General features: G+C 63.2%; 16 protein-coding genes and 1 pseudogene. 9 read left to right on the top strand and 8 right to left on the bottom strand.

Features of this window, described 5'->3' with window-relative positions; genetic code table 11:
• Positions 1–77 precede the first annotated feature (77 nt).
• On the top strand, positions 78–1970 hold the full coding sequence (locus CK218_RS03875) for an AsmA family protein (protein ID WP_095826921.1): 1893 nt from the start codon (positions 78–80) through the stop codon (positions 1968–1970).
• 32 nt (positions 1971–2002) lie between these two features.
• Here CK218_RS03875 and CK218_RS03870 read toward each other — a convergent pair whose 3' ends face one another.
• From CK218_RS03870 to CK218_RS03845, 6 genes are all read right to left on the bottom strand, one after another.
• Positions 2003–2821 carry an ABC transporter permease subunit gene (locus CK218_RS03870; protein WP_095826920.1) on the bottom strand — a complete coding sequence of 273 codons (819 nt, stop codon included), beginning with the start codon at positions 2819–2821 and terminating at the stop codon, positions 2003–2005.
• Complete coding sequence (locus CK218_RS03865; protein ID WP_066989289.1) at positions 2818–3780, bottom strand: ABC transporter permease subunit; 963 nt, start codon at positions 3778–3780, stop codon at positions 2818–2820. The genes CK218_RS03870 and CK218_RS03865 overlap by 4 nt, the downstream gene beginning before the upstream one ends.
• A 10-nt stretch (positions 3781–3790) precedes the next feature.
• Entirely contained in the window at positions 3791–4930 is a 1140-nt protein-coding gene (locus CK218_RS03860) for an ABC transporter ATP-binding protein (protein ID WP_095776397.1), read from the bottom strand.
• A gap of 180 nt (positions 4931–5110) precedes the next feature.
• Positions 5111–6208 carry a polyamine ABC transporter substrate-binding protein gene (locus CK218_RS03855; protein ID WP_095826919.1) on the bottom strand — a complete coding sequence of 366 codons (1098 nt, stop codon included), beginning with the start codon at positions 6206–6208 and terminating at the stop codon, positions 5111–5113.
• 340 nt (positions 6209–6548) lie between these two features.
• A complete protein-coding gene (locus tag CK218_RS03850) occupies positions 6549–7499 on the bottom strand; it encodes a DMT family transporter (protein ID WP_095827207.1) in 951 nt (316 codons plus the stop codon).
• A 166-nt stretch (positions 7500–7665) separates the two neighbouring features.
• Positions 7666–9114 (bottom strand): XRE family transcriptional regulator, encoded by a 1449-nt coding sequence (locus tag CK218_RS03845; RefSeq protein WP_095826918.1) that lies wholly within the window; start codon positions 9112–9114, stop codon positions 7666–7668.
• Between the two features lie 249 nt (positions 9115–9363).
• Between CK218_RS03845 and aceA the strand changes: the two genes are divergently transcribed.
• The 3 genes from aceA to CK218_RS03830 all read left to right on the top strand — a co-directional run bounded on the left by aceA (position 9364) and on the right by CK218_RS03830 (position 11627).
• Complete coding sequence (aceA, locus tag CK218_RS03840; protein WP_095826917.1) at positions 9364–10653, top strand: isocitrate lyase; 1290 nt, start codon at positions 9364–9366, stop codon at positions 10651–10653.
• A gap of 52 nt (positions 10654–10705) precedes the next feature.
• A complete protein-coding gene (locus tag CK218_RS03835; RefSeq protein WP_066989302.1) occupies positions 10706–10948 on the top strand; it encodes a hypothetical protein in 243 nt (80 codons plus the stop codon).
• A 262-nt stretch (positions 10949–11210) separates the two neighbouring features.
• Positions 11211–11627, top strand: a complete 417-nt coding sequence (locus CK218_RS03830; protein WP_164747267.1) for a response regulator — start codon at positions 11211–11213, stop codon at positions 11625–11627.
• Positions 11628–11640: 13 nt separating this feature from the next.
• Here CK218_RS03830 and CK218_RS03825 read toward each other — a convergent pair whose 3' ends face one another.
• Positions 11641–12354, bottom strand: coding sequence for an HAD family hydrolase (locus CK218_RS03825; protein WP_095781924.1), 714 nt, complete (start codon positions 12352–12354; stop codon positions 11641–11643).
• A gap of 182 nt (positions 12355–12536) precedes the next feature.
• Between CK218_RS03825 and CK218_RS03820 the strand changes: the two genes are divergently transcribed.
• The 3 genes and pseudogenes from CK218_RS03820 (at position 12537) to CK218_RS03810 (ending at position 15462) form a co-directional block, all read left to right on the top strand.
• Complete coding sequence (locus CK218_RS03820; RefSeq protein WP_095776675.1) at positions 12537–13970, top strand: glutamine synthetase family protein; 1434 nt, start codon at positions 12537–12539, stop codon at positions 13968–13970.
• Positions 13971–14098: 128 nt separating this feature from the next.
• Positions 14099–14298: pseudogene (locus CK218_RS03815) on the top strand (FAD-dependent oxidoreductase); the annotation flags it as partial.
• A 261-nt stretch (positions 14299–14559) separates the two neighbouring features.
• On the top strand, positions 14560–15462 hold the full coding sequence (locus CK218_RS03810) for an SH3 domain-containing protein (protein ID WP_095826916.1): 903 nt from the start codon (positions 14560–14562) through the stop codon (positions 15460–15462).
• Between the two features lie 41 nt (positions 15463–15503).
• On the opposite strand, the gene CK218_RS03805 is transcribed toward CK218_RS03810, so the two are convergent.
• Positions 15504–16250 carry an SDR family oxidoreductase gene (locus tag CK218_RS03805; protein ID WP_095826915.1) on the bottom strand — a complete coding sequence of 249 codons (747 nt, stop codon included), beginning with the start codon at positions 16248–16250 and terminating at the stop codon, positions 15504–15506.
• Between the two features lie 265 nt (positions 16251–16515).
• On the opposite strand from CK218_RS03805, the gene zwf reads away from it, so the two are divergent.
• Positions 16516–17985 carry a glucose-6-phosphate dehydrogenase gene (gene zwf, locus CK218_RS03800; RefSeq protein ID WP_066989313.1) on the top strand — a complete coding sequence of 490 codons (1470 nt, stop codon included), beginning with the start codon at positions 16516–16518 and terminating at the stop codon, positions 17983–17985.
• On the top strand, positions 17967–18683 hold the full coding sequence (gene pgl, locus CK218_RS03795) for a 6-phosphogluconolactonase (RefSeq protein ID WP_095781926.1): 717 nt from the start codon (positions 17967–17969) through the stop codon (positions 18681–18683). The genes zwf and pgl overlap by 19 nt, the downstream gene beginning before the upstream one ends.
• Positions 18684–18725 lie beyond the last annotated feature (42 nt).

Genomic DNA, 18725 nt, shown 5'->3' with positions numbered 1-18725 from the left:
CATAAAGACTTGAAAAGCGTCGGCGCTCGGCTACACCCGTCGGGCGATTTGTCGGCAATGGAAACTCACGGGGCGAGATGAGATCATCTTTGATCCGGCGCGGGGTATGGGTAATCGGCGTTGCGGTGCTGGTCATCGCGCTCGCCGTCGCCGCCTTGCCGCTGATTGCCTCGACGCGCATCGTACGCGACCGCATCGCTTGGGAATTGAGCGCCTGGAGCGGTTTTCGCGTGACGATCGACGGCTCGCCGCGCATCGAGGTGTGGCCTAAGTTCCGAGCCATCCTCAGCGATGTGACGCTGTCGCAATGGACGGAGACCGACGCGCCGCCGGTGATCGAAGCCGAGCGCGTCGAAGTCGATCTCTCGGCCATGGCCGCCGTGCAGGGCGAGGTCCAATTCTCGACGGCACGGCTGGTGCGGCCGACGATCAGGGTGGAGCGCAAGGCGAGCGGCCTCTATCTGCCGCCGCTGCCGACCGGCGGCCGCATCACGCGCTCGATCGACACCGCTCGCGGCGTGGTCACCGCGAACCCGCAGAAGCCCGACCTCGGCAGACTGCCTTCCGATCCGTTCGGCATCGTCGAGTTCCGCGACGGCCGCGTCGTAACCTCGGTTGGCGGCAAGGATCCCGAGATCCTGAGCAGCCTCAGCGGCCAGGTGAACTGGGCGGCGATGAACAGCGACGCCACGCTCACGGCGACCGGCATATGGCGCGGCGAGAGCGTCCAGATCGATTTTTCCTCGGCGAAGCCGCTGGTGCTGTTTGCCGGAGGGCTCGCGCCGGTCACGCTCGCCTTCAAGGCGGCGCCCGCCACGCTTTCTTTCGACGGCGTCGCCTCGATGTCGGAGAACGGCTATCTGGACGGCCAGGCGAAATTCACCGCCCCTTCGCTGCGACGCCTGCTTGAATGGTCGCAGGCCGGCATGGCGCCTGGTGCTGCGATCGGCTCCGTCTCGGTCGCGAGCAAGGTGGCGGCCTCGGCGGGACGAGCGAAGTTCGAGAACACGACGGTGGCGCTGGACAACAACCCCGGCATGGGAGCGCTGGACTTTTCGTTCAGCGAGCCCCTGCCCGTCATTTCCGGCACGCTTGCGTTCGATACGCTCGATCTTCGATCGGTGCTTTCCGCTTTCACGCCGATCGCTCCGGCCGGCCAGGCAGCCCCCGGCGAGTTCGACACCGGCTTCGCCGACAAGATGAACCTCGATCTCAGGCTGTCGGCAGCGCACGCCACCGCCGGCCCGATACAGCTTGCCGATGTCGCCGCGACCGCGCAGGTCAAGAACGGGCTTGCCGTCTTCGACATCTCCGACGCGTCGGCCTTCAACGGCAACATCCAGAGCAGCCTGCGCTTCGACCGCAAGCCGGACGGCACGCAGGTCGAGTTGCGGCTTTTGGCATCGGACGTCGACACCGGCGCCTTCGCCACCGCGGCGGGGATGACGCGGCTGGTGCCGGCCGGAACCGGAACCGTCTCGGTCATTCTGAAGGGGCCGGGCAAGGCCTGGGACTCGATCTTCGAGAACGCCGACGGGTCTTTCTCGGCGACGTTCGGGCCGGGCTCGCTCAACGGCCTCAATCTGCCTGCCTTTCTCAAGCGCAACGAACAGGGCGGATTCTTCGCCCTCGACGACGTCGCCGACGGCTCGCTGCCCATCGACGGTGCCGAGATCAAGGCGAGCATCTCGAAAGGTGTGGCGCGGCTGGACAAGGCCGAGGTCAATGCACAGAAGTACAAGATCTGGCTTTCGGGCATCGCATCCTATACCGGGCGCGGGCTGGCGCTCTCGGGCGGCATCATCCCGAACGGACAACCTGCGCAGCAACAGCCGGCCCAACAACCGGCTACCGCCGGTCAGACAGCGGTGCAGGCGCCGCAGCCCCCAAAGCAATCGTTGTTCTTCGTCGGCGGCAACTGGAGCACTCCGTTCATCTCGCCGATCAGCCGCGGCGTTTCAGGCCAATAGAACAAGGCGCAGGTCGCGCCCGTCTTTGTTCCCTATCCGCGTTGCGCCGCCTGCTCATCGCGCTGGCGCTGGACCTCGCGGCGCTTGTTGGCGATCGAGGCAATGATGACGCCGATCGCGACGACGGCGATCAGGATGGTGCAGGCGGCATTGATCTCCGGCGTCACGCCGAGGCGCACCTGGCTGTAGATCTTCATCGGCAGCGTCGTGGCGCCGGGGCCCGAGGTGAAGGAGGCGATGACCAGATCGTCGAGCGAGAGCGTGAAGGCCAGCATCCAGCCGGAGACGATCGCCGGCAAGATGACGGGCAAGGTGATCTGGAAAAAGGTCTTCACCGGCGGCGCGCCGAGGTCCATCGCGGCTTCTTCCAGCGAGCGGTCGAAGGAGACCAGTCGCGACTGCACGACGACGGCCACGAAGCACATGGTGAAGGTGACGTGGGCGAGCGTGACGGTGAAGAAGCCTCGGTCAAGCCCGACGGCCACGAAGAGCAAGAGCAGCGACAGGCCGGTAATGACTTCCGGCATCACCAGCGGCGCAAAGACCATGCCGGAAAATAGCACCCGCCCCTTGAAGCGTGTGTAGCGGGTCAAGGTGATCGCCGCCAGCGTGCCGAGCACGGTGGCAACGGTCGCCGAGATGACGCCGACGCGGGCTGTCACCCAGGTGGCGTCCATCAGGCCCTGGTTGTGGAACAGCGACACGTACCATTTCGTCGAAAAGCCGCCCCAAACGGTGACGAGCTTGGATTCGTTGAAGGAAAAGACGATGAGAAGCACGATCGGCAGATAGAGAAAGGCAAAGCCGAGCACGATCGAGGTGATGTTGAAGCGGCTCCAGGTGGCGTTCATTTGCCTTGCTCCTGGGCTTTCGCTTGAGCCTGCTGGAAGAACATGATCGGGACGGTCAGCACCAGGAGCAGGATGACCGCCACCGCCGACGAGACCGGCCAATCGCGGTTGGCGAAGAATTCGTTCCACAGCGTCTTGCCGATCATCAGCGTCTGCGAGCCGCCGAGAAGGTCCGGTATGACGAACTCGCCGACCGCCGGGATGAAGACCAGCAGGCAGCCGGCAATCACGCCCGGCAGCGACAGCGGGAAGGTGATCTTCCAAAAGGCGCCGATCGGCGGGCAGCCGAGATCCTGCGCCGCCTCGATCAGCGAATAGTCCATCTTCTCCAGCGACGAGTAGAGCGGCAGCACCATGAAGGGCAGATAGGAATAGACGATGCCGATGAAGATCGCGGTGTAGGTGTTGAGGATGACCAGCGGCTGGCTGATCAGGCCAGTGGCGAGCAGCACCTGGTTGAGCAGCCCTTCGGGTTTCAGGATGCCGATCCAGGCATAGACGCGGATCAGGAACGAGGTCCAGAACGGCAGGATCACGAGCATCAGCAAGGTCGGCCGGATCGTCGCCGGCGCGCGCGCCATGCCATAGGCGATCGGATAGCCGACGATCAGCGTCAGCACCGTCGAGATGCCCGCGATGATCAGGCTGGTCACATAGGCGTTGAAGTAAAGCGCGTCCTGGGTCAGCCACGTGTAATTGTCGAAGTTGAGCTCGCGAAAGCCGGCGAAGAATCCGGAAATACCGTCGCCGAAATCGAGCACCGGGGTGTAAGGCGGCATCGAGATCGCCGTCTGCGACAGCGAGATCTTGAAGACGATGATGAACGGGACAAGGAAGAAGAACAGCAGCCAGAGATAGGGAATGATGATAACGAGACGGTCGACGAAGCCCTTCGCCAGCTTGGTCGGCAACTGAGCGGCGGTTTCGGCCGAGGAAGGGGCGGCGGCGATATTGGTCATGGCCGCCCTATTACCTTGTCAGCACGACGCCGGCGTCTGGCCGGAAGGAGACCCAGGCGCGATCGTTCCAGGTCAGCGGGTCCTCGCTGACGCGGGCAGCGTTCAACGCGCTTGCTCGCACCATCTGTCCGTCGTCGAGCTTGATGTGGTAGACGGTCATGTCGCCAAGATACGCAACGTCATAGACTTCGCCTTCCAGCGCATTGACGGCATCGGCCGGCTTCCTCGACGACACCTTGATCTTCTCCGGCCGGATCGCGAAGACGATGTCGGCGCCCTTGGTGGTGTCGGCGGCGTTCTCGACGACGATCTGCGCACCGGTCGCGCCGGTGATGCGCGTCGTATTCGCTGCCCGCTCGGCAACCTTACCCTCGAACATGTTCACATTGCCGACGAAGTGCGCGACGAAGCGCGATGTCGGGGCCTCGTAGATTTCCGCCGGCGTCGCCACCTGCATCACCTCGCCCCTGTCCATGATGGCGATGCGGTCGGCCATGGTCATGGCTTCCTCCTGGTCGTGGGTCACGACGACAAAGGTAAGGCCAAGCTCCTGCTGCAGGTCCATCAGTTCGAACTGCGTCTCCTCGCGCAGCTTCTTGTCGAGCGCGCCGAGCGGCTCGTCCAGCAAAAGCACCTTCGGCCGCTTGGCGACCGAGCGGGCAAGCGCCACACGCTGGCGCTGACCGCCGGAAAGCTGGTGCGGCTTGCGCTTGGCGAACTGCTCGAGCTTGACCAGCCTCAGCATCTCGGCGACGCGCTTTTCGATATCGGGAGCGGGCATGCCTTCCTGCTTGAGGCCGAAAGCGATGTTCTTTTCCACCGTCATATGCGGAAACAGCGCGTAGGACTGGAACATCATGTTCACCGGCCGCTTATAGGGCGGAATGCCGCGCAGGTCCTGGCCGTCGAGCAGAATGCGCCCCGCGGTCGGCTCCTCGAAGCCGGCGAGCATCCTGAGCAGGGTCGACTTGCCGCAGCCCGAGGCGCCGAGCAGGGCGAAGAACTCACGTTCGAAGATGGTCAGCGAGAGATTGTTGACAGCGGTGAAGTCGCCAAACTTCTTGGTTACTTTGTCGAACTGTATATACGGCTTGGCGCTCGGATCATTCCATGGCGCGAAATCCCTGCGGATGCTGCCAAGCGATTTCATGTCCCACTCCGGGTCTGTTTCGTTCCGCTGGAACGGTTCATGGTTTCGAGGAAACGCCAAACCGCTTTTAGCTTTTTGTTTTGACGCAATTCCGGGCGGAAAACCGTCCCACACTTTTCCTGAAATTGCTTTCAAAGAAAGCGACCCCCGGCAGTTTCTGCCGGGGTCGACTCTCGATGCTTATTGGCCGGTGACGATCTTGGTCCAGGTGCGCGTGATGATGCGCTGTGTCTTGGGATCGTAGGGCTGCACGGTGTAAAGCTTCTTGGTCGTCTCCTCGTCCGGATAGACCGAGGTGTCCTCCAGCAGGGCCTTGTCGACGAACTGCTGCGAGGCCTTGTTGCCGTTGGCGTAGAGCACATAATTCGAGGATTTGGCGATGACTTCCGGCGTCATCATGTAGTTGATGAACTCATGCGCTTCCGCGACATGCGGCGCGTCGGCGGGGATCGCCATCTGATCGAACCACATCTGGGCGCCTTCCTTGGGCACCGAATAGCCGATCTCGACGCCCTGCTTGGCCTCCTCGGCGCGGTTGCGCGCCTGGAACACATCGCCCGACCAGCCGATCGCCAGGCAGATGTCGCCGTTTGCCAGCGCGTTGATGTATTCCGAGGAATGGAACTTGCGAATATACGGCCGGACCTTGAGCAGGGCTTCCTCGGCCTTGGCGATATCGTCGGGCGAGGTGCTGTTTGGATCGAGGCCGAGATGTTTCAACGTGGCCGGAATGATGTCGGAGGGGGAATCCAGCACATAGACGCCGCAATCCTTGAGCTTGGCGAGGCTCTCCGGATTGAAGAACACTTCCCAGCTGTCGATCTTGTCGGTGCCGAGTGCCGCCTGCACTTTCTTGACGTTGTAGCCGAGGCCGACCGTGCCCCACATGTAGTTGACCGAATACTCATTGTTCGGATCATACTTTGCGGTGCGCTCCGAAATGACATCCCACATGTTGGAGATGTTCGGCAGCTTGGACTTGTCGAGCTTCTGGAAGACGCCGGCCTGGATCTGGCGCGCCAGGAAATTGGCGCTGGGCACCACGACATCATAGCCGCTGCCCCCGGCCAGCAGCTTGGTCTCCAGGATCTCGTTGGAGTCGAAGGTGTCGTAGACGACCTTGATGCCGGTCTTCTTGGTGAAGTCCTCGATGATCGAGCTGTCGATATAGTCCGACCAGTTATAGACGTTGACGACGCGGTCGTCGGCATGGCCGCTCGCGGCGAAGAGCGTCAGCAAGGCCGAAGTCGCCGAAAGCAAAAGCGCTTTGCGGATCATGATATTCTCCTTTGGTGAGTGTTCCCGTGCCGGCTCGTCGCGACATGGGCGCGGGCCGGCGTTTGTTTCAGACTATTGAGCTTTCCGGGGAGCGACAAGCGCGCGCGACTGGCAGTGCGCCGGATCGTTGAGTGACGGGTACCGCCCTTGCCTCCTTTCCAGGAAGCTGTTCGGACGGCCTCAGCGGCGTTGGCCGCGGCGTAAGCAGAGATGTAACGATGCGGTCCGGCCTCGATGAGGCCGGCGGAGTCACTTGGCAAGATACGCCTGTCTTGTTGTTGCCGTAATTGCAGCCTGCCCGGCCCGCAGCGGAGTTGTCAATGGGGAAGACACTCGAGCATCAATTGGGAGACGGCAGCCCGGTGATGCCCGGCCGCTCGGGCCGGGTCTGCCGCTTGAACTCAAACGCAACATGTACAAGCAGCGCGGCGATGACGACCGCGCCGCCGATGATGGTGCGCCCCGACGGCACCTCGGAATGGACGAGCCACACCCAGATCGGACCGAGGATCGGCTCGAAAGTGCCGAGCAGCGCCGCGACGGCCGCGGGCACCAGGCGGGCGCCCATGGCGAAAAAAGCAAGACCGACGCCGAGATTGATGACGCCGAAGGCGAAGAGAAAGCCCATGTCGCGCCCGGAGACGGTGAATTCCGTGGCTTGCGAGGCAGCAAAAGCACCGGCGAGCAATGCGCCGAGGCAAGTGGCCGGCACCATGCGCACATGGGCAAAGCGCCGGGTGATCACGGTCGCGAACGACAACATCACCGCGATCAGCAGCGCCAGGCCATCGCCGATCGGCGAGACGGCGCCGCCAAGCGATTCCGAGACCATGACGGCCACGCCGGTGATGACGGCGGCAATGGCGACCCAGGTTCCTGGGGTCACGCGTTCGCGAAACAGCACCCAGGCGAGCATGGCCGCCAGAAGCGGGACACCGGCCTGCATCAACAAGATGTTGGCGACCGTCGTGTAGGCGAGCGCGACGATGAAGCTCGTGGAGGCGGTGGCGAAGCAGAGAGCGACGCCCAGCCCAGGCAAGCCCATGTCGCGGAACAATCTCCAGGTGCCGCGCCAGCCGTCGCGCCAGAGCATGAAGGCGACGAGGAAGCCCACCGCCCAGATCGAGCGCCAGAACACCACGGTCCAGCTGTCGCCGACATGGATGAAGCGAGCTATGGTGCCGCCAAAACTCCACATCAGCGCCGACAGGAAGACCAGCAGCATGCCGATCCGCTCCTCGCGCGGCGAGACGGCGGCCAAGGCAACGCGAGACGACGCGGTATCGGTCATAGGCGAGACTGTCAGCGATTTGCCGGCGGCACGATCCACCACGGACGACCACACCATATCCCATTCGCGTAGCGCAAATGCTGGAGCCAGGCGTGATCCAGCATCCGCTGAAATGTAGGACAAAGCCGGCTTGCGGGCCGCCGAACCGCTGCGGCTGGCGGGGGTGCTACCCCTGGAAATCGAAGGCGCTGAGACCCGTCACCATCTCGTCGAGGCCTAGCGGCCGGGTCACCGGCGGCTCGGCGCGCGCCAGGCAGCCGACGCGTTCGCAGAGCCTGCAGGCCGGGCCAACCGGCGTTGCATATGCCGTGCTCTGCGCGACCTTGGCGGCGGACGGTCCGGGCAGCGCCGCGCTGTAGACGATCTCGTCGCGAAAGCCGATGTCGCAGCCCAGCAGAAGCGCCGTGCGCCGCGGCCGCTCGGAGAAGGCGCCTTGCGGCCCTTCGAGCGTGCGGGCGATGCAGAGGAACTCCGCGCCGTCCGGCATTTCCACAGCCTCGACCAGAATCCGGCCCGGCTGCGAAAAGGCTGCATGGACAGGAAGCTTCGGACAGGCGCCGCCAAAGCGGCTTTGCGGATAGCCAAGGCTGCCCGCCTTGCGGAAGCGGTTGCCGGCATTGTCGACCTCTAGCATGAAGAACGGTACGCCGGGGGCGCTCGGCCGCTGCAGCATGGTCAGGCGGTTTGCCGCCTGCTCGAAGGAGACGCCGAAGCGCGAACGCAAGACGTCGATGTCGTAGCGGGCGCGGACGGCCGCTGCATGAAAGGCGTGATAGGGCATCATCAGCGCGTGCGCCGCATAGCGGCCGAGCTCGAAACGGGCTAAGCGGCGCGCTTCGTCGGAGCCGAGCTTCAACGTCTGGATCTCGCTCGCCACCGCCACCGTCATGCGCATCAGGCTCGCCTCCATGGCGACCTCGCGCAGCTGATCGAAGGGGGAGAGCCGCTCTGACAGGAACAGGCGTTGCGAATGGCGATCGTAGCGCCTGCGCCAGTTCGGCATGGTGGCCACCGGCAGCACCTTGACCACGATGCCGTGCTCGCGCCTTAGCCACGCCTTCAGCGTGCCGAACAGGTCGTCGCCTGGATCGAGCAGCGAAATGAAGGCCTCGGCTTCCTCCTCCAGCGCGGCGAAATGGTTCGGCCTGCGCTCGAAAGTCTCGTGCACTTCGTCGACAGGCAGGCGCGTGCCGGACAATGCGGTCGCCCTGCCCTCCCGCGCCAGGAGTTCATTGAGATCCGACAGCCGATCGGCCTGCTCGCGATAGGCGCGAAACAATTTCACCATCGCGGCGGAAGCGTTCGGCGCGATCTCGGCGAGGTCGATCAGTTCCTGGTCACCCGGCAGTTCGCCGGCCAGCAGCGGATCGCCGAACACTTCCTTCAGCGCCGCGATCGATCCTTTGGTCTCGCCCTGCAATTCGTGCGGATCGATCTTGTAGACCGACGCCAGCTTGAGGATCAGCTGCACCGTCAGCGGCCGCTGGTTGCGCTCGATGAGATTGAGGTAGGACGGCGAGATGCCCAGGCCTTCGGCCATCGCCGTCTGGGTCAGGCCCTTGGCGTTGCGAAGCCGGCGGATGCGCGGCCCGGCGAAAATCTTCTGCTCGGCCAATCGGCTACCTTGACAAGAGTTTTACATAACGGCGCGCCGTCGCGGGCTCATCCAGCTTTTTACAATCATGACAGATTTACAGCCCCGACCTGTCAAACGCAACACCAGTTTTCCCGTATTTTAGCGGGCAAGCTCCGGTTTTTCTGGCGACTTTTGCGGCGCAATGTAAACAATGTAACACGTGAACGGCCCACAGATACGTCCCTCAAACGGGCCATCTAAACAAGCAAGACTGACCTGGAGCAATCGATGACTGATTTTTACAACCTCGTCCCGTCCGCGCCGGAAGGCCGTTTCGACGGCATCGAACGGCCCTACTCGGCGGAGGACGTGAAGCGGCTGCGCGGCTCGGTCCAGATTCGCCATACGCTTGCGGAGATGGGCGCGAGCAGGCTGTGGAAGCTGATCCACGAGGAAGATTTCGTCAATGCGCTCGGCGCCATGTCGGGCAACCAGGCCATGCAGCAGGTCAGGGCGGGCTTGAAGGCGATCTATCTGTCGGGCTGGCAGGTCGCGGCCGACGCCAACACCGCGTCGGCCATGTATCCGGACCAGTCGCTTTATCCGGCGAATGCGGCGCCGGAGCTGGTCAAGCGCATCAACCGCACGCTGCAGCGCGCCGACCAGATCGAGACATCCGAAGGCAAGGGTCTTTCGGTCGAGACCTGGTTCGCGCCCATCGTCGCCGACGCCGAAGCCGGCTTTGGCGGGCCGCTCAACGCGTTCGAGATCATGAAGGCCTTCATCGAGGCCGGTGCCGCTGGCGTCCACTATGAGGACCAGTTGGCGTCGGAGAAGAAGTGCGGCCATCTCGGCGGCAAGGTGCTGATCCCGACCGCAGCGCATATCCGCAACCTTAATGCGGCCCGGCTTGCAGCGGACGTGATGGGCACGCCGACGCTGGTGGTGGCGCGCACCGACGCGGAAGCCGCCAAGCTGCTCACCTCCGACATCGACGAGCGCGACCGGCCTTTCGTCGACTATGACGCCAGCCGCACGGTCGAGGGCTTCTATCACGTCAGGAACGGCATCGAGCCCTGCATCGCGCGCGCCGTCGCCTACGCGCCGCATGCGGACCTGATCTGGTGCGAAACCTCGAAGCCGGATCTTCAGCAGGCAAGGAAGTTCGCTGAAGGGGTGCACAAGCACCACCCGGGCAAGCTGCTCGCCTATAATTGCTCGCCGTCGTTCAATTGGAAGAAGAACCTGGACGACGCGACCATCGCGAAGTTCCAGAAGGAACTCGGCGCCATGGGCTACAAATTCCAGTTCATCACACTGGCCGGGTTCCACCAGCTGAACTTCGGCATGTTCGAACTGGCCCGCGGCTACAAGGAGCGCCAGATGGCGGCCTATTCGGAACTGCAGGAGGCGGAATTCGCGGCGGAGGTCCATGGCTATACCGCGACCAAGCATCAGCGCGAAGTCGGCACCGGCTATTTCGATGCCGTTTCGATGGCGATCTCCGGCGGCCAGTCTTCGACCACCGCCATGCATGAGTCGACCGAGCACGCCCAGTTCAGGCCGGCGGCCGAGTAATGACAACACCAGAGGAAACGCCCGAAGGGCACTTACGTCGAGGAGAACAGCAATGGCATCGATAAGCCGGGTCAAGGAACGGGCCGAAGAACAATCAAGCGCGATGAGCGTCGATCAGCAGGCGACGATCCGCATGCTTGCCAACGACCTGCACAGGCTCAACCAGTCTGTGATGAAGGCGGTCGAAGCAGGTGTGTCCGTCGAGCTGGTGCGCTCTGCCAGGCACCATGGCGGAGACGGCAACTGGGGTGATCTTTTGATCCCAGTGATCGTCACCCATCAGAACCAAGGCTGACGTAACGTCAACAATCACTCGCGAGTGTCTCCCGTGTGCTATACGTTCCGGGGGACGTTCGTTTTTTCGAATTGTGGCCGTGGCGCTGGGGAGAACTTGCGCCGGATTTTAGCAATTCTTCCTATATTATCATTTTCCACTATTTTTGCTTGACACCGCTGGCGATCTCGCGCCAATTGCGCGCTTAAGGTTTCAACCCTGCATTGAACCAGAGCCTCCGCCATACATGTGTCCCGCCAATCGTGACGACTCTGAAAAACCAATGAAACCGGCGGACCGTGGCGCGGCGGCCCGGCTGCCGGCGGATATCTCCAAGGTGCTGGTGGTCGGCAAATCGTCGATCAACCGGGTCGTCGTATCGAAAATCGTGGAAAAGTCCGGGCTGAAGCCGATTTCGGAGCCACCGGAGGCGGCCGAGAAAGCTTTGGCCGGCCTGGTTCCCGGCGCAATCATACTCGATGGCGGACCCGACGACAGGGATTGCGACAGGTTGCTGTCCGGCATCGACGCGCTGCGGCGCGCTTCCGGCAAGGCGCGGCCCGCCGTGATCCTGCTTTCAACCAGGAATGGCACGCCGGACAGCCTCGGCCTGTCGAGCGTGGTCGACGCCGTGGTCGCCAAGCCGATCACGCCCGAAAGGCTGCAACCAGTAATCGATCGCCTGGTCGGCCGCGGCTAGGCAGAGGCGACGCTCAGCCGGGCTTCGCTATTGCCTCGACCAGTGCCGGCAACTCGCCGAGATCTGCGATCTCGCGAAAACGCGGCGCCGCGACAGGCGCCTCGGCGTGTTCGATCGCCCAGGTCAATTCGTGCGGCACATGGATACCCCAGCCACCGGCCTCGATGGCGGGAACAACGTCGGACTTGAGCGAGTTACCAACCATCATGCTGTTCTGCGGACCGTCGCCATGGCGGCTGAAGATGCGGGCATAGGTGGCTGCGCTCTTGTCGCTGACGATCTCGACGGCATCGAAGAGATCACCCATTCCCGACTGCGCGAGCTTGCGCTCTTGATCGAAGAGGTCGCCCTTGGTGATCAGCACCAGATGGTAGGAGCCCGCCAGCTTTTCGACCGTCTCGCGGGCATGCGGCAGCGGCTCGATCGGATGGCTGAGCATCTCGCGGCCGGCAGCCAGGATTTCGCCGATGACCGAACCGGGCACCTCGCCGTTTGTGATCGCGACGGCCGTCTCGATCATCGACAGCGTAAAGCCCTTAATGCCGAAGCCATAGAGGGCGAGGTTGCGCCTTTCCGCTTCGAGCAGCCGTGCCGCGATGTGCTCATGATCGCCGTGCTCGGCCAGCAAGGCGGCAAAACGCTTCTCGGTCAGGCGGAAGAACTGCTCGTTCTGCCACAGCGTGTCGTCGGCATCGAAGCCGATGGTGGTCAAACGTGGAGCGGACATGTGCGACCCTTTGCTTACAGGCTCATCTAGACCCTGTGGCGCTGCGCCGCCAGCAAGAAGACAGGCACGCCGGTTCCTTTAGGCTGCGTCTCGGCTTGCCTGTGGCGACGCGGGCGCCTCCCCTTTCCTTCCGCCACGGCGCCCGGCTATACTTTGAAATCCGCAACACAATCTGGTGAATGATGCCGCCTGAAAAAAAGGAAGTCCGTCCGTCGAGCCGGGGGGGACGCGCCCGCACGCCTGCCTTCTTGAAAAACGAACGCGGTGTGAAGAATTGGAAGGAAGCCAGCGCCTGGCTGGAGTGGCGCGGCATCGAGGACATCGAGTGCATCACGCCGGACCAGGCCGGCGTCGCCCGCGGCAAGATGATGCCGTCGAAGAAATTCACCTCCAACACATCGCTGGCGTTGCCTTCAGCCGTGTTCATGACGACGATATCCGGGGGCTATCCGGAAGACGGCAATGGCTTCCACTATCCGGAGGACGACGGCGACCTGAAGCTCTTGCCCGATCTCTCGACACTGACCGTCGTGCCCTGGGAGGAAGATCCGACCGCCGCGGTGATCTGCGACCTCGTCCACCAGGATGGCCGCTCCGTCGAATTCACGCCGCGCAACGTTCTGAAGCGCGTGCTGGCCGCCTATGACGACCGTGGGCTGAAGCCGGTGGTGGCGCCCGAGATCGAATTCTATCTGGTACGCAAGAACCCCGATCCGGACTACCCGCTGACGCCGCCCGTCGGGCGCTCAGGGCGGCCGATCGGCGGCGGCGCCGGCTATTCGATCGCGGGCGTTAACGAGTTCGACGAACTGATAGACGACATCTACCATTTCTCGGAGCGGCAAGGCCTGGAGATCGATACGCTGATCCACGAGGAGGGCGCCGGTCAGCTTGAGATCAACCTGCGTCACGGCAATCCGATCGAGCTTGCCGACCAGGTCTTCATGTTCAAGCGCACGATCCGCGAGGCGGCGCTGAAGCACGAAATCTACGCCACCTTCATGGCCAAGCCGATCCAGGGGCAACCTGGCTCGGCCATGCATATCCACCAGTCGGTGGTCGACAAGAAGACCGGAAAAAACATCTTCTCGGCCGAAGACGGCGCCGAGACGGATGCGTTCTTCCATTTCATCGGCGGCATGCAGAAACACGTGCCGAACGCGCTGGTGATGCTTGCGCCTTACGTCAATTCCTATCGGCGGCTCACGCAGGCTGCGTCGGCGCCGGTCAACAACAAGTGGGGCTACGACAACCGTACGACGGCTTTCCGCGTGCCGCGTTCCGATCCAGCGGCGCGGCGCGTCGAAAATCGGATTCCGTCCTCGGACGCCAATCCCTATCTGGCGCTTGCCGCCTCGCTTGCCTGCGGGTTGATCGGCATGAACAACAAGGTCCAGGCCGAGCCGCCGGTGCTGACGACCGCCAACGAGGACGAGATCGACCTGCCGCGCAGCTTGCTCGAGGCCGTGGACCTTTTCGAGGCCGACAAGGAGCTTGGCGCCATTGTCGGCAAATCCTTCGCAGCCACGTATGCGGCCATCAAGCGAGCCGAGTTCGAGACATTCATGGAAGTGATCAGCCCTTGGGAGCGGGAGTATCTGTTGCTGAATGTGTGAGCGGCCACTTCGTCGAGTGAATGGGTGAATAGTGAATGGTGAGTAATTTCATATTGGATGGGTGAACGCAGCCAGAGCGCTCTAGCAAAGCATTCACTATTCACCATTCACCTGCGTTTCCGCATGCCTCGATGGGCGGGTATTCCGGCCACGGCATCATGCTGTCCAACTTCTTCGGCAAGCTCTACGCCGAGACGGTCGCGGGCAATCGCGACCGCTGAAGCTGATCGAGTATCTGAAGATTCCCGCCTTCCCGGGCAGCCGTCGTTTGCGCGCACCGCTGCTGTTTCTGGCGCTCAACTGGTTCGCGCTGCGCGACAGGATCTGAAGCCGGAACATGTGCAGAAGCTGTTAATTCGACAAGTCCGCTTCCCCAACGGCACGTTGCGGAATCCTTAACAAACGCGCAGAATTTCGCAAAAAGGCGCACTGATGCCATAATCGGCGGTAAAAGATGCCGGTTCTGGGCGATAAGACGGGGATTTGCGCGGGCCTGCCCGCTGGAAATTTCGGGACCGATGCCGATCAGCCGCGAACGGTTTGCGGCAAGATCGAAAGAACGTCGGCCCGGTTGTTGGAGGTGGTTTAGGTGAACGAGCCCTTCAGTTTCGGTGCGCCGGAACGACGGCACTTTGCCGTGCGGTTCGGCTATGACATGCGGCCCTCGTTCTGGCAGGGCCTGCAGTCGAACGCGCATCTGGTGATCGCGGCTGTCGGCACCGCGGCGCTGCTTGGCGTGGCGGCGGTGGCGCTTTGGCTGGCCTTGCCGGCCAATGAGCGGCAGGCGATCGCGAAAACGGAGCAGACCGTCCCCGCGATCCCGGTCAAGACGAAGAAAATCACTCCGGCCGTATCGAGCGCTGTCAGTGTCGCCGCCGCGCCGCAAGCCGCGCGCAAGGCCGATGCGGTTTCGCCCATGACTGCATCCCGAGAAGCCGCCATCCCGGCACTGGCTTCCAACAATCCCCGCTGGAACGGCACGGTTGGTGAGCCTGCGCCCGCGGCGGATGCTCCGCCGGCCTCATCCGCTCAGGCAGCGGAGAAGCCGGCGACGCAGAACGACAAACCGGCCGTTGCCGCCTTCGCCGAATCCGCGTCCGGAAACGATGCTTCGGCCGCCCTGGCTGAGGTCGCGTCGCCAGCGCCGGCGGCTGCCCAAGCGGCAGACGCAAAAAAGCCTGACGACAAAATGGATGCGGCCCAGACCGCCGCCATCCCAGACGCGAAGCCCCAGGTTGCCGAGGCCCAGCCGGCGGCACCCCAGGATGCGGCCCAGGACGAGCCGAAGCCTGAAAACGCCGGCACTGGCACCAATGGACGCGTCCTGAGGGCTGTCACCATGCGTTCCGGCCCGAAGAACGGCGCCGCCGCGATCGTCACTGTGCCTGCCAAGTCAGCTGTCCAGGTGATGAGCTGCAAAAAATGGTGCGAGATCGTCTATAACGGCAAACGCGGCTGGATCTACAAGAGCTTCGTCAAGACCGGCGCCTGATCTGGACGCTCTTGGCGGCCTGACGCCGCCGCGACGTCGGTTCAGATGCAGCGCCCGCCGTCGACCTCCAGCGCCACGCCGGTGATCAAGGCCGCCTCGTCCGAAGCCAGCCAGAGCGCCGCGTTGGCGATGTCGAGCGGCGTCGACAACCGGCCGAGCGGGATAGAGGCGCGGAATTTTTCACGGATCTCCGGCGTGTCGGCGCCCATGAACTTCTCCAGCATGCCGGTCTCGCCGGCGACCGGGCAGAGGCAATTGACGCGAATGTTCTTCGGGGCGAGTTCGACCGCCATCGACTTGGTGGCGGTGATCGCCCATCCCTTGGAGGCGTTGTACCAGGTGAGGCCCGGCCGCGGCCTGATGCCGGCTGTCGAAGCCGTGGTCAGTATGACGCCGCCGCCCTGCCGTTCCATGATCGGCACCACGGCAAGCGCGGCATGATAGATCGCCTTCATGTTGACAGCGGTGATCAGGTCGAAGGTTTGCTCGTCGACGCCGAGCATGTCGCCGTTGCGATGGGTGTAGCCGGCATTGTTGACCATGATGTCGACGCGGCCGAAGGCGCTTTTGGCGGCATAAACCATCTCGTCGAATTCGGAGCGTTGCGAGACGTCGGTCTGGGTCCAGATCGCGTTGTCGCCGATTTCCTTCGCCACGCGCGCTGCGCCCTTGGCATTGAGGTCGGCAACCACGACGCGCGCGCCTTCCTCGGCGAAGCGCTTCGCCATGCCCTCGCCGAAGCCCGACGCCGCGCCGGTGATGATGGCAACCTTGTTTTGCAGACGCATGGTTTTCCCCATCATTGAAGGGCCGGCGTTCGCCATTCTCCCTTAGCTTTCGTCACATTCAGGTTCTATGTTGCAGGCGCGAACGCTTCCGGAAAGCTGTTGCTTGCCGACAAGCCTCCCGGTGGCGCCAGTGTCAAGGCCACATATGGGCCCAATCGATTGTCCAGCGATTGGTCCTGGATGTGACACCATGACACTGGACGATTTAAATCGATTAGAATATATCAGCCCCGCTACCGGCTAGCGGCATCAAACCGGACTGACCATGACCAGCCAGATCATCCCTGTCGAACCTTTCGACTTCATCATTTTCGGCGGGACCGGCGACCTGTCGGAGCGCAAGCTTCTGCCCTCGCTCTACCACCGCCAGCGCGGCCACCAATTTTCGGAGCCGACGCGCATCATCGGCACGTCGCGCGCGAAGATGAGCGATGCCGAGTTCCAGAGCTTCGCCAAGAAAGCGATATCGGACCATGTGAATCCGGCCGACATCGAGCCGAAGGAACTGGACACATTTCTTGCTCGGCTTTCCTATGTCTCGGCGGACGCCACTTCGGGCGTCGGCTTCGACAAGCTCAAGAAGGCGATCGGCGACAGCGACCGCATCCGCGCCTTCTACCTCGCGGTGGCGCCGGCGCTGTTCGGCGACATCTCGCATCAGCTCAAGGAACACAAGCTGATCACCCCGAACTCGCGCATCGTGCTGGAGAAGCCGATCGGCCGTGACCTCGCCTCGGCGCGGACGCTCAACGACGCCGTGGGTGACGATTTCCACGAAAGCCAGATCTTCCGCATCGATCACTATCTCGGCAAGGAAACGGTGCAGAACCTGATGGCGCTGCGCTTTGCCAACGCGCTTTATGAGCCGCTGTGGAACTCCGCCCATATCGATCATGTGCAGATCACCGTGGCCGAGACCGTGGGTCTCGAGGACCGCGTCACCTACTACGACAAAGCCGGCGCGCTGCGAGACATGGTGCAGAACCACATCCTGCAGCTGCTTTGCCTGGTTGCCATGGAAACACCGTCCTCGATGGACGCGGACGCCGTGCGCGACGAGAAGCTGAAGGTGCTCCGGGCGCTGAAGCGCATCAACGGCAACGAGGCGCCGAAACACACGGTGCGCGGCCAGTATCGCGCCGGCGCCTCCGCCGGCGGGCCGGTCAAGGGTTATGTGGAGGAACTCGGCAAGGACAGCAACACCGAGACCTTCGTCGCCCTCAAAGCCGAGATTGGCAACTGGCGCTGGGCCGGCGTTCCTTTCTATCTCAGGACCGGCAAGCGGCTGGCGACCCGCGTTTCGGAAATCGTCATCGAATTCAAGCCGATCCCCTATTCCATCTTCGGCGACAGCGCCGGGCCGATCTTCGCCAACCAGCTGGTGATCAGGCTGCAGCCGGACGAAGGCGTCAAGCAGTACATCATGATCAAGGATCCGGGGCCGGGCGGGATGCGGCTGCGCCAGATCTCGCTCGACATGAGCTTCGCGCAATCCTTCCACAGCCGCGCGCCGGACGCTTATGAGCGGCTGATCATGGATGTGGTGCGCGGCAACCAGACGCTGTTCATGCGTCGCGACGAGGTCGAGGCGGCCTGGAAGTGGATCGATCCGATCCAGAACGCCTGGGAAAGCGCCAGGCAGGAAGCGCAGGGCTATACGGCCGGCACCTGGGGTCCGTCGGCCTCCATCGCGCTCATCGAACGTGACGGACGGACATGGCACGAGAGCAATTGAGCGGGGCCGCTTACGCCTGGAACGGCTTTGCCGACCGCCAGCAGCTGGCGGCGGCCCTTGCCGGCCACGTCGCCGCCCGCCTGACCAAGGCGATCACCGACCGCGGCACGGCGCTGCTCGCCGTATCCGGCGGCACGACGCCGGCAAAATTCTTCGCCGCGCTCTCTTTAATCCCGATCGCCTGGGACAAGGTCACCGTGACGCTGGTCGACGAACGTTTCGTGCCGCCCTCCTCGCCGCGCTCGAATGCCGGGCTGGTGGCGGCCAACCTGCTCCAGAACAAGGCAGCGGCAGCGCGCTTCGTGCCGCTCTACCATGAGGCGGCGACCATCGAGGACGCAGCGACGTCGGACAGCGAGGCCCTGCAATCATTGCCCTGGCCGCTGGATGTGGTGGTGCTTGGCATGGGTGCCGACGGGCACACGGCCTCCTTCTTTCCCGATGCCGGCAATCTCGCCGAGCTCATCGACCCGTCCTCACCGCGCATCGTGCTGCCCGTGCATGCGCAAAGCGCCGGCGAGCCGCGGCTGACACTATCGATGGCGCGGATCGTTGCCGCCGGTTTCATCGCGCTCCACATCGAGGGAGAGGATAAGCGCATCGCCTTCGACGGCGCGATGGGAGCGGGCATGAAAAAGCCCATCCGCAACGTGCTCGAGGCGGCGCCGATACCGGTAGAGGTGTTCTGGGCACCCTGATTTCACCAAAGGAACAGCCCCGGAGGCTGTGGGAGGACGTTT

It is taken from the genome of Mesorhizobium sp. WSM3879, from assembly GCF_002294915.1.
GTDB lineage: Bacteria > Pseudomonadota > Alphaproteobacteria > Rhizobiales > Rhizobiaceae > Mesorhizobium.
The sequence above is the reverse complement of the archived record's forward strand: the minus strand, read 5'-3'. Positions and strand labels throughout refer to the sequence as shown.